Origin of the sequence: Rhizomicrobium sp. (genome assembly GCA_037200045.1) — a bacterium.
Lineage (GTDB): Bacteria > Pseudomonadota > Alphaproteobacteria > Micropepsales > Micropepsaceae > Rhizomicrobium.
Genome location: JBBCHM010000001.1, coordinates 814,375 through 825,836, shown reverse-complemented (window position 1 = coordinate 825,836; position 11,462 = coordinate 814,375). Strand labels below are relative to the sequence as shown.

Annotated in this window: 9 protein-coding genes; 6 read left to right on the top strand and 3 right to left on the bottom strand. The window is 66.4% G+C overall.

The window, feature by feature from the left end; all coding sequences use genetic code 11:
* Both WDM86_03595 and WDM86_03590 read right to left on the bottom strand, forming a co-directional pair.
* Complete coding sequence (locus WDM86_03595) at window positions 1-2,055, bottom strand: family 20 glycosylhydrolase (GenBank protein ID MEI9989100.1); 2,055 nt, start codon at window positions 2,053-2,055, stop codon at window positions 1-3.
* Between the two features lie 98 nt (window positions 2,056-2,153).
* The gene (locus WDM86_03590) at window positions 2,154-4,910 is read right to left on the bottom strand and encodes a TonB-dependent receptor (protein MEI9989099.1); all 2,757 of its coding nucleotides are present in this window, start codon (window positions 4,908-4,910) and stop codon (window positions 2,154-2,156) included.
* Window positions 4,911-5,150: 240 nt separating this feature from the next.
* On the opposite strand from WDM86_03590, the gene WDM86_03585 reads away from it, so the two are divergent.
* The 6 genes from WDM86_03585 to WDM86_03560 all read left to right on the top strand — a co-directional run bounded on the left by WDM86_03585 (window position 5,151) and on the right by WDM86_03560 (window position 11,080).
* The gene (locus tag WDM86_03585) at window positions 5,151-5,900 is read left to right on the top strand and encodes a GntR family transcriptional regulator (protein MEI9989098.1); all 750 of its coding nucleotides are present in this window, start codon (window positions 5,151-5,153) and stop codon (window positions 5,898-5,900) included.
* A complete protein-coding gene (locus tag WDM86_03580) occupies window positions 5,897-6,928 on the top strand; it encodes an SIS domain-containing protein (protein ID MEI9989097.1) in 1,032 nt (343 codons plus the stop codon). Before WDM86_03585 ends, WDM86_03580 begins: the two co-directional genes overlap by 4 nt.
* Window position 6,929: 1 nt before the next feature.
* A complete protein-coding gene (gene nagA / locus WDM86_03575) occupies window positions 6,930-8,069 on the top strand; it encodes an N-acetylglucosamine-6-phosphate deacetylase (protein MEI9989096.1) in 1,140 nt (379 codons plus the stop codon).
* A complete protein-coding gene (zwf, locus tag WDM86_03570) occupies window positions 8,069-9,508 on the top strand; it encodes a glucose-6-phosphate dehydrogenase (GenBank protein MEI9989095.1) in 1,440 nt (479 codons plus the stop codon). Before nagA ends, zwf begins: the two co-directional genes overlap by 1 nt.
* A complete protein-coding gene (gene pgl, locus WDM86_03565) occupies window positions 9,501-10,229 on the top strand; it encodes a 6-phosphogluconolactonase (GenBank protein ID MEI9989094.1) in 729 nt (242 codons plus the stop codon). The genes zwf and pgl overlap by 8 nt, the downstream gene beginning before the upstream one ends.
* A gap of 86 nt (window positions 10,230-10,315) precedes the next feature.
* Window positions 10,316-11,080: a glucose 1-dehydrogenase gene (locus WDM86_03560; GenBank protein ID MEI9989093.1), complete on the top strand. Its 765-nt coding sequence runs from the start codon at window positions 10,316-10,318 to the stop codon at window positions 11,078-11,080.
* A gap of 7 nt (window positions 11,081-11,087) precedes the next feature.
* Here WDM86_03560 and panD read toward each other — a convergent pair whose 3' ends face one another.
* Window positions 11,088-11,459 carry an aspartate 1-decarboxylase gene (panD, locus tag WDM86_03555; GenBank protein ID MEI9989092.1) on the bottom strand — a complete coding sequence of 124 codons (372 nt, stop codon included), beginning with the start codon at window positions 11,457-11,459 and terminating at the stop codon, window positions 11,088-11,090.
* Window positions 11,460-11,462: the final 3 nt, after the last annotated feature.

Sequence of the window (11,462 nt, the reverse complement as noted above, 5' to 3'; positions counted from 1 at the left end):
CTAGTGGACCAGTTCGACCGTATGCAGCGCCCAGTATGGATCAAGCGCCGGCCGCGTGAAGACGAAACACAGATCGTGCACACCGGCCTGCGGCGCGAGCGGGCCGCGCGCGGCGGCGAGGCCCGTCCCAGGCGATGGCTGGGACATGGGCACGGTCGCGATCTTCGCCCCGTCGCAGGTGTCGAGATGGACCTCGAACTCGCCGTCGGGCGTCGCGGCCGGGCGTCTCGCGACCTTTTCGGCGTCCGCGCCGATCTGGAAGTTGAACGGCAGAAGGCCGGCGGTCAGCGCGATCTGGATGACGCCCGCGAGGTCGGCATTTTTCCAGATCCAGCAAGGATTTATGATGTCGTGTAGGAAGACGGGACGCGGGCCGGTGAAGGGCTGGGGCCCCTCGATGGAGAGCACGATGGCGCTGCTGCACAGGGCGAGTTCGTGGCTGTCGCGGATCGTTGGCGACAAAGGCGCCGGGTCCGCCGCCAGCGGGCCATGCGGCAGGCCGAACGCGGCGTAGCGGTCGAGCTCGGCGGGCATGCGAGCAAAGAAATCTGCGTGGTCGTGCATCGCGGCCGGCGACCAAGCGAGTTCCGCTAACGCGGCGGCGCGGGGGAACGTGGCATAGGCGGCGTTGCGCTCCTCGCGGATATGCTCGGTCCAGATGTTGGCCTGCACGCCGATGATGTGGGCGCGCTCGGCATCGCTCAGCGACGTCGGCGCCGGATCGAAATCGTAGACATCGCCGAGCGAGACGATGGCACCGCGGCCGGACGGCTCGTTCGCGCCCTCTGCCTGTCGGTTGTCGAAATAGAGCACCGGCGCGGGCGACAGCACGGCGTCGTGCCCCGCCTTCGCGGCGGTGATCGCGCCGTCGATGCCGCGCCAGGAGGTGATGGTGGCGTCGGGCGGCACGCCGCCTTGCAGGATCTCGTCCCAGCCGATCAGGCGCCGGCCATGCGCCTTCAGGAACGCGCCGATGCGCGCGACGAACCAGCTTTGCAACGCGTCCTCGTCGGCGAACCCGAGGGCGTGCATCTTCGCCTGGATGGCGGGGTTGGCTTTCCACTGATCCTTCACCGCTTCGTCGCCGCCGACATGGATATAGGCGCTCGGAAACAGCGCCATGGTCTCGGTCAGCACGTCTTCGAGGAAGGCGAAGGTCTTGTCGTCGACATTATAAAGGTAGGGAAACACGCCCCAGTCGCTCGACACGGCGGTCGGCGGATTGGGAACGGAGCCGAGACGGGGATAGGCGACGACGGCGGCCATGGCGTGGCCGGGCATCTCGATCTCCGGCACGACGGCGATGTGGCGCGCGGCGGCAAAGGCGACGATCTCGCGCACCTGCGCCTGGGTGTAATAGCCACCGTAGAGCCGCGGCTTGACGGTTTTCGGATCGATATCGCCCTGCCCGCCGGCGGGAACGCGCCAGGCGCCGATCTGGGTGAGGCGCGGATATTTCCTGATCTCCAGCCGCCAGCCCTGGTCGTCGGTCAGGTGCCATTGCAGGACGTTGAGCTTTTCGCGCGCCATCGCATCCAGGAACGACTTGATGAAGGCGACCGACTGGAAATGGCGCACCGAGTCGAGCAGCAGGCCGCGCCAGGCGAAGCGCGGGGCGTCTTCGATATGCATGGCGGGAACGACCAGGCGCGGCGATTTTCCCGGCGTCTGCGTCAGCAACTGCCACAGCGTGATCGTGCCGTAGAACACGCCGGCGCTGCGGCCGGCGGAGATTGTCACGCCATGGGGTGTCACGTCGAGGCGATAGGCTTCCGTGCCGCCGATGCTCGGGTCACGGCGCAGCGTGATGGCGTTCGCGCCGGTACGCCGGTGGAGCGCGATGCCGCGCGACCGGCGAAGGAGATCGACGAAATACGCGGCGGCAAGCGCATCGGCCCTGTCGAAGACGATGGGGGTCGTCGCATCGACCGTGAACTCGCCAGCCTGCGGCGTCAGATGCGCCGGATAGGGGACAACCGACGGCGCCGGGGCGTTCGCCGCCGCCGCGCCGCACAGGGCGAGGAAGGCCGCCGCGACCAGGCGGACGGATTTCATGGCGCAAATCCCTCGGTGCAAAAGAAAGGGGCGGAGAACATCCGCTCTCCGCCCCTCGATGCTAGCAGTGCGACGGATAAGACGCACCTTTTCCCCTCTTAGAACTTCAAGCGGATGCCGCCATAGATCTGCGTGCCGTTGGAATAGAGCGCGCGCGGCTGGGTTTCGTTCGCCGCGTAGTATTTCAGCGTCTGGTTGGTCAGGTTCAGGGCATCGAAGGTGATCGAGGCCCAGTCGGTGACCGTGAACTGCACCGAGGCGTCCAGCGTGTTGTAGGCGTTCTGGACTTCGGCGGAGCTGCGATCCAGGCCGAGCAGCATCTTTGAGCGGTAGTTGTAGGACAGCCGCGCGCTCAGCCAGTCGTTCTCGTAATAGCCCACCAGGTTCGCGACGTGCTTGGAGTCGCCGACCAGCGGGCCACCGCCGTCGTCGACGCCGCTGGCAAAGGTGTAGTTCGCCTGCACACCGAAGCCGTTCCACACCGGCTGCTGCCAGGACAGCTCGATGCCCTCGTCATGGCCGCTGGAATTGAACGGCGAGGTGATCGAATAGGTCGAGTAGACGGGCACGGGCTTCATGCCGGTCAGCGTCATGTTCACATAGCTGGCGTTGGTGTTGCCGTAGGAGACGTAGGACGACAGGTCCATGTAGAACACGCCGGCCGAGAACAGCGCCTGCGGCCCGTAATACCACTCATAGGAGAGGTTGTAGTTCGCCGACTTCACCGGCTTGAGGTTCGGGTTGCCGCCCTGGCCGGTGAGGTTGGTGTCGGTAAGCTGCACCGCGCCACCGAGCGCCGAATAGTCCGGACGCGCCATGGTTTCGGCCGCCGCGAAGCGCAGCACCATCTCCTCGTTCAGGTCGATCGACAGGTTGGCGCTCGGCAGGACGTCCCAGTAGCTGTGGGTGATCTTGTTGATGCCATAGGTGCCGAAGTCGCTGGGAAGGCCGCCCGGCGCATTGATGTACTGGTCGATGTCCTCGCGGGTGTTGACAACGCGGACGCCGAAATTGCCCTTCCAGTGGTCGCCGCCGATATTGGTCATGGCATAGGCCGCGAAATCCTGCTCGCTCAAATGCATGCTGGCCGGCCAGTCGAAGCGGCCATTGGCGGGATTGGAGATCGCCGCCGGCGTCTGCGGATAGGGGCGCCAGCTCGTGTTGTTGTAGAGCAGCTTCTCGATCAGCGCCGTGTCGCCTTGCGGCAGATCGGTCAGCATGCCGGGGATCTTGAACGCATCGGCGAAGTCGTCCGGATAGTTCCGGGTCGATACGTCGCTGCCGATCGAGCCGCCATAGGAGACGCCGCCGTTATAGAGGTCGTTGCGGCGCGTATGCTCGGCATAGCGCACGCCGCCCTTCACCGAGGTGATGGGTCCGATCGCGAGCTGCTGCTCGGCATCGACCTGGCCGTACCACTCGCTGTCGACCGCGGTGGACACCGCCGTCCAGGCCCAATCGTTGATGAGATTGGCGGGATTGGAGGTGTCGACGCCGGGGACGGTCACGACCCCCACGCCCTTGGAGAAGTCGTAGGTGCCCGGCGCGCCGGTGCCCAGCCCGATCTCGCCTTCCCAGGCGACCTGCGGATCGGTCTTGCCGACGCCGTGGCTGTAGCCGCCCTTGACGCCGACATCCAGCGTATCCGTCGCGGCCCAATGCGCGTCCGCGTTGAAGTAATAGGTCTCGGCGCCGCCGCCCGGACGCTGGATGAAGTCCGTCACGAAGGGCGCGGTGGGCCGGGCCGCGACGACCGTGCCATCGGGCAGCGTGTAGGCCGGCGCGATCGCCGGGAACGCCGCCGAAACGATGGTGCCGTTCTTGACCGTATAGCTGGTCGGCACGTTGTTCATGGTGGCGAATTCGTTGGTGCCCCAGAACATGTTGTTGTCGTTGACGTTGCTGGCCGAGAGGTGCGAATAGAAGCCCGACAGCTTGATGTCGAACGCGTTGTTCGGCTGCCATTCGGCGGTGATGTCGCCGCCCTCGCGCACGCGCTGCTGCTCGAACAGGGCCGAGCCGATCAGCGTCGGATAGGCCTTGCCGACCAGATCGGGATGGGACAGCGCGGCCAGATTTCCCGAACAGGAATTCGACGCCGCGTCGCAGACCCAGGGCTGCACCGTCGAATAGCCGAGGAATTCCTGGCCGTCGCGGCGGATGTCGCGCGCCTCGTAGAAGCCCTGGACCATGACGCCGAACGTGCCGGAATCGTTCTTCCAATTGAGCAGGCCGTTGACCTGCGGCGTGGTCTTGCCGCGCAGCGTGGTATAGGCGGCTTCGGCGCTGCCTTCGAAGGTCAGGTTCTCTTTGAAGGCGAGCGGGCTGCGGGTGATGATGTCGACCACGCCGGCGACGCCGCCTTCGACCAGGTCGGCCTGCTGACTCTTGTACACTTTGGCGGTATCGACGATCTCGGACGGCAGCAGAGTATAGCTGACGCTGCGGCCGATGGCTGCGTACTGGTCGAGGATGAACCAGTCGCCGTTGGCGATGGTGTGGCCGTCGACCACGGTCTGGGTCAGGCTGGCATTGGTGCCGCGGATCGAGACGCGGTCGTTCTCGTCGAAGCCGCCCTCGCCGCTCGCCGCCGAGACGGTGTTGACGCCGGGCACGCGCTGCAGCGCGTCGGCGACGTTCTTGTCGGAGAATTTGCCGATGTCTTCGGCCGATACCGCGTCGAGGATGCCCGTCGCATCGCGCTTGATGTCGATCGCCCGGCCCATCGACGCACGGATACCCGTCACGACGACGACTTCCACCGGTTCGTTCGTATCGGCAGCAACAGCCGGCGCCACCCCCGCCGTGAGCGCCGCAAGGCTGACCGATCCGGCCAACATCCCCCGAAATGACATGCGATATCCCTCCTTGAGCTACAATCCCCGCGACTCGGATGGGCTTGCGTCCGCCACCTGGAGAAGCACCAATCCAAGTCCAATGTAGAACCATTTCTCGGTTGGGCTGTCACTGTCAAGCCGAAAATTTGTCGTATTTCCGCCGTTGACGTGAAACCCTATACATGTGGTACTAGATTGGTTATATGAACTTAGAACGAATTCTTCCGCCTGTTGCGCGGAAAGCTCAGGGAGAGCGACGTGGCGCTGCTCAAAGTCATCGGACGGCTGGATGAGACCGCCGCGCAGCCGCTTTACCAGCAGCTCCAGCGCGGCTTGCGCGCCGCGATCGAGAACAAGCTGCTGGCGCCCGACGACGCGCTGCCGCCGGAACGCGACCTCGCGGAAGAATTCTCGGTGTCGCGAATCACGGTGCGCAAGGCGATCGACGGGTTGGTCGCGGAAGGCCTGCTGACGCGCAAGCAGGGCTCTGGCACGTTCGTCGCGGGGCGCGTCGAGAAGAATTTCTCCAAGCTCACCTCGTTCACCGAAGACATGATCGCGCGCGGTCGCGTGCCGACGAGCCAGTGGCTGCGCAAGAGCCAGGGCACCGTGACGCCGGAAGAATCCCTGACCATGGGACTGTCGCCCGGCACGCCGGTCTATCGCTTCCATCGCCTGCGCTTCGCCGACGGCGCGCCGATGGCGCTGGAATATTGCTCGGTGCCGGCGTTCTGCCTGCCGTCGATCGAGGCGGTGGAATCGTCGCTCTATATGGCGCTGGCCAAGGCCGGCTATCGCCCAACGCGGGCGTTGCAGCGGCTGCGCGCGGTACTGTTCACCGGCGAGCAGGCCGAGCTTCTGCGCGCGCAGGAAGGCGACGCCGGGCTTCTGGTGGAGCGCCGCGGCTTTCTGCCGGACGGGCGCGCGATGGAGTTCTCGCAGTCCTTCTATCGCGGCGACACCTACGACTTCGTGGCCGAACTCAACGCGTCGGAGATGGACAAGTGAAGGCGGCCGCGCTGACGCGGATGCTGCACGAGGCGCAAGAGGCGCCGGACGTCGTGGCGCGGCAGTTCGCCCGCAACCGTGCTCAGGTGCGGACGGTTGGTGCGCGGCTGCGCGAACTGAACCCGCGCGCCGTCGTGACGGGCGCGCGCGGCAGTTCCGATCACGCCGCGACCTTCGCGAAATATCTGATCGAGACCAAAACCGGAATCATCACGTCCTCCACCGGGATGTCGATCAGCTCGGTCTACGAGACGCAGCCGAAATTCGATCGTGTGCTGTTCCTGGCGATCTCGCAGTCGGGCAAAAGCCCGGACCTGCTCGCGACCGTCGCGGCGGCGAAGGCCGGCGGCGCCTATGTCGTGGCGCTCGTCAACGACGATGCGAGCCCGCTGGCGGCGCTCGCGGACAGCGTGCTGCCGCTGCATGCCGGCGCCGAAGCCAGCGTCGCCGCCACCAAGACCTATCTCGCATCGGTCGCGGCGGTGGCCGATCTCGTCGCGGAGTGGACCGAGGATGCCGAACTGCGCGCGGCGCTGGACGGCCTGCCCGCGCTGCTGCGCAAGGCGTGGGCCTGCGACTGGACAAAAGCCGTCACGCAACTGAAGCCGGCGCGTGATCTCTACGCCATCGGCCGCGGGCTCGGCTTCGGTGCGGCGCAGGAATGGGCGCTGAAATTCAAGGAGACCTGTGGCCTGCATGCCGAGGCATTCAGTTCGGCCGAAGTCCGGCACGGCCCGATGGCGCTGGTGAAGAAAGGATTTCCCGTCCTGCTGCTGGCGCAGAACGACCAGACGCGACCGGGATTGCAGGAACTTGCCGCCAATCTCGTCGCCACGGGAGCGAACGTCCTCGTTACCGGATTCGAACAGCCGGGCGCAACCGCCCTGCCCTTCGTTGCGGCGCATCCGGCGCTGGAGCCGATCGCCATGACGCTGAGCTTCTATCGCATGGTCGAGGCGCTGGCGCTGGAGCGCGGCATCGACCCGGACCGGCCGCCGAACCTGAACAAGATCACCGAGACCTTCTGACATGCAGACCGCCTTGACCAACGGCCGGGTGATGACGGACCGCGGCGCGATCGCGGAGCACGCGGTGCTGGTCGAAGGCGGCCGCATCACGGGCGTCGTGCGCCAGGGCGATATTCCGGCCGATGCGGCGCGCCACGATCTGGGCGGCAGGCTGCTGCTGCCGGGCTTCATCGACGTCCAGGTGAATGGCGGCGGCGGCGTGCTGTTCGGCGATGCGCCGGGCATCGAGACCCTGCGGACCATCGCCCAGGCGCATGCGCGGTTCGGCACGACCGGTTTTCTGCCGACGCTGATCAGCGGCGACCTCGCGCTCATCCGGTCCGCGATCGCTGCCGTCGACGCGGCGATGCAGGAAGGCGTGCCAGGCGTGCTCGGCATCCATATCGAAGGGCCGTTCCTCAATCCCGAGCGCAAGGGCATCCACAACGCGGCGAATTTCCGCGCGCTGGACACAGAAGCGTTCGAGCTGTTGACGTCGTTCAAGCGCGGCAAGACGCTGGTCACGCTGGCGCCGGAACAGACCACGCCCGACATGGTGGCGGCGCTGGCCGGGGCGGGCGTGATCGTATCGGCGGGACATACGGATGCGGCCTATGGCGACATCCGCGCCGCGCTGGACCATGGGCTCACCGGCTTCACGCATCTGTTCAACGCGATGTCGCCGCTGCGTGCGCGCCAGCCGGGAACGGTTGGCGCGGCGCTGGACGACGCGGCGAGCTGGTGCGGCATCATCGCCGACGGCCACCATGTGGATCCCGCGGCTCTGCGCATCGCGCTGGCCTGCAAGGGCGCGGACAAGCTGATGCTGGTTACCGACGCGATGCCCAGCGTCGGGGCGGCGACCAAGACGTTCACGCTGCAGGGCCGCACGATCACGGTGAAGGACGGCGTCTGCATAGCGCCGGACGGCACGCTGGCGGGGTGCGACCTCGACATGGCGAGCGCGGTGCGCAACGCTATGAGCCTGATGAACGTTGATCTCGCCGAGGCGGTCGCCATGGCCGGCCGGAACCCGGCGGCTTTTCTCGGGCTTGGCGGAGAGATGGGCACGATCGCAACAGGGCAGCGGGCCAATTTCGTCGTGATGGACGACGCGCTCGGCGTTCAGGAAACCTGGATCGACGGCGCAAGGGTCTGGTGATGACCGCCAGTCGCGTCCTCGCGATCTTCGGCGCCACTGGCGATTTGGCGCAGCGCATGCTGTTCCCGTCGCTCTATTTCCTGGAAACGGAAGGATTGCTGCCGGCCGATCTGACGATCATCGGCTGCTCCCGCGCCGCGATGACGCACGAAGCCTTTGCCGCGCGGGTGCGCGAATGGGTCAGAAGCCGTTCGGGCGAGCGCTACAACGACGCGGCGTGGGAGGGTTTCGCGAAGCGCCTGCGGCATGCCGCGGTCGATGCGACGGACGCAACCTCGTTCGCGAACCTGCGCGATGCGCTGGGCGGGACCGAGGACAGCCTGTTTTATCTTTCGACTTCGCCCAGCCTTTACGGCGCGATCTGCGGCCATCTGAAGACCGCCGGGCTCGCGGGCCCGCGCAGCCGCGTGGTCGTCGAGAAGCCGATCGGCCGCGACCTGCAAAGCTGCCGCGCGATCAACGATTCGCTGGCGCGGACCTTCGCCGAGGAAAACATCTTCCGCATCGACCACTATCTCGGCAAGGAGGCGGTGCAAAACCTGTTGGCGCTGCGCTTCGCCAACACGCTGTTCGAACCCTTGTGGAACAAGGTCAGCATCGAGCAGGTGCAGATCACCGTCGCCGAGACCGTGGGCGTCGAGGATCGCTGGTCCTATTACGACGAGTACGGCGCGGTCCGCGACATGGTGCAGAACCATCTTCTCCAGCTGCTGTGCCTGGTGGCGATGGAGCCGCCGGCGAACCTCGATCCGGATTCGGTGCGCAACGAGAAGGTGAAGGTGCTGCATTCGCTGCGCCCGATCGACAGCCGCGACATCGCCAGGAGGGCCGTGCGCGGACAGTACGGCGCGGGCTTCGCCGAAGGCCGTGAGGTCAAAGGTTATGCCGACGAGGCCGGCGGCCGCCCCAGCGGCACCGAAACCTTCGTCGCGATCCAGGCCAATATCGACAATTGGCGCTGGGCCGGCGTGCCGTTCTATCTGCGCACCGGCAAGCGGTTGCCGCGGCGCCAGTCGGAGATCGTGATCCAGTTCCGCGAAGTGCCGCATTCGATCTTCGCCGGAAACGAATTGCTGGCGAACCGCCTGACCATCCGCCTTCAGCCGGAAGAGGAGATCGCGCTCCTGCTGATGAACAAGACGCCGGATCTCGAACAGATGCGGCTGCGGCCGCTGAGCCTGAACCTGAGCCTGAGCGACACATTCAAGCGGACCCGGCGGCGCATCGCCTATGAGCGTCTGCTGCTGGAAGCGCTGGGCGGCAACAGCACGCTGTTCGTGCGCCGCGACGAGGCGGAAGCGGCATGGACGTGGATCGACGACATCGTCGCGGGGTGGCAGCGGCAAGGCACGCCGCCCGCTCCCTACGCCGCCGGAAGCTGGGGCCCGTCATCGGCCATCGCGCTGACCGAACGCAACGGACATAGCTGGTATGAGTGACACCGCCGCCAATACGGCAAGACCGTCCTTCGTCGGATTCCATCGCGCGGACGATCTGCATCGCGCTTTGGCGGAAGAAGTTGGATCGCGCCTGAGCGCCGGCGTCGCGCGCAGCGGGCGCGCGGGGCTCGTCGTCTCGGGCGGAACGACGCCGGGCGATTTCTACGACGTGCTGGCGACGCGCGACGTGCCCTGGAAGAATGTCGAGATCACGCTTTCGGACGAGCGCTGGACCGAGCCGACGACGGATCGCAGCAACGAGCATCTGGCGCGCACGCGCCTGTTGCGGGGCAAGGCCGCCGCCGCCCATCTGGTGCCGTTCAAGACGCCGCACGAAACGGCCCGCGCGGCGCAGGCCGATGTCGATGCCGCGGTGGCCGCGATGCCGCGGCCGTTCGATGTCATGCTGCTGGGAATGGGGACGGACGGACATACGGCGTCGCTCATTCCCGGCTCCGAGGGACTGGCGCAGGCGCTGGACCGGCAAGATCCCGCACTGGTGCGCGCGGTGAACCCGCCGAACGTCACCGCGATGGGCGAACGCATGACGCTGACGCTGCGCGCGATCCTGGACGCGCGCTGGATCGCGGTTCTGATCCGGGGCGAGGCGAAGCTGGCGGCCTATAAGAGCGCCCTGGCCGGTCACGATGTGCTGTCGCAGCCCGTGCGCGCCGTGCTGCACCAGAGCGACGTGCCCGTATCGATCTACTGGGCGGAATAGCCCTGTCCCGCGAAGTTGCGGGGACTGGTCGCCCGGTATACGGGGATTGGGTGGCGCGCTGAGATTCGCGCCAGGAGGATGGGAACATGGTCGATCGCCTGCTGGACTTCACGGGCAAGACCGTCCTGATCACAGGTGGCGCGACCGGCATCGGCCGGGCAACCGCGCTGGCTTTCGGGCGGCAGGGCGCGAGCGTGGCCATCGGCGATGTCGATGACCGCGCCGAAGAGACCGCCAAGGTCATCACCGACGCCGGCGGCCGGGCCTTCTTCAAGCGCTGCGACGTACGCAAGGCCGATCAGGTCGCCGCGCTCGTCGACGCCACGGTCTCCGCTTTCGGCCGCATGGACTGCGCCTTCAACAATGCCGGCATCCTGCCGCCCACTTTGCCGCTGGCCGACATGGCCGACGACACCTTCGACGATATCCTGGCGGTCGACCTTCTCGGCGTGTTCCTGTGCATGAAGTACGAGATCCGCCATATGCTGAAGACAGGCGGCGGCGCGATCGTCAACACCGCTTCGATCGCCGGACTGGTCGCCGATCCCGGCATGGCGCCCTATGTCGCGGCCAAGCACGGCGTGATCGGCCTCACCAAGGCCGGCGCGCTGGACTACGCCAAGCAGAACATCCGCATCAACGCGCTGGCGCCGGGCTTCGTCGAGACGCCGATGACCCAGCGCTGGCTGGACGATCCGCAGTTTCGGGCCGCGCTTCTGGCGCACAGTCCGGTGGGCCGGGCCGCCAAGCCGGAGGAGATCACCGGCCTGGTGCTCTATTTGTGCTCCGACCTGGCAAGCTTCGCCACCGGTCAGACTTTCGTCATCGACGGTGCCCAGACGGCGCACTGACAGGCTGTTACGCCGCCCGCGCCGGCCCCGCCGTCTCCGGCTGCAGTCCGACGATACGGTTTTTCTCGTCGACCCGCACGACGATCGGCGCATAGGACGCCGACACCTCATCGACGTCGTGAAATGTCGCAATGATGACGAGATCGCCGGCCTTGGTGAGATGGGCGGCGGCGCCGTTCGTGCAGATGATGCCGCTGCCTTTGGGCGCCGCGATGGCGTAGGTGGTCAGCCTCGTGCCGCGCGTCACGTTCCAGACGTGAACTTCCTCGAATTCGACGATGTCCGCCGCGGCCATCAGATCGCGATCGATCGAGAGGCTTCCTTCGTAGTGAAGATCGGCATCCGTGACGGTCGCCCGGTGGATTTTGCTTTTGAACATGCG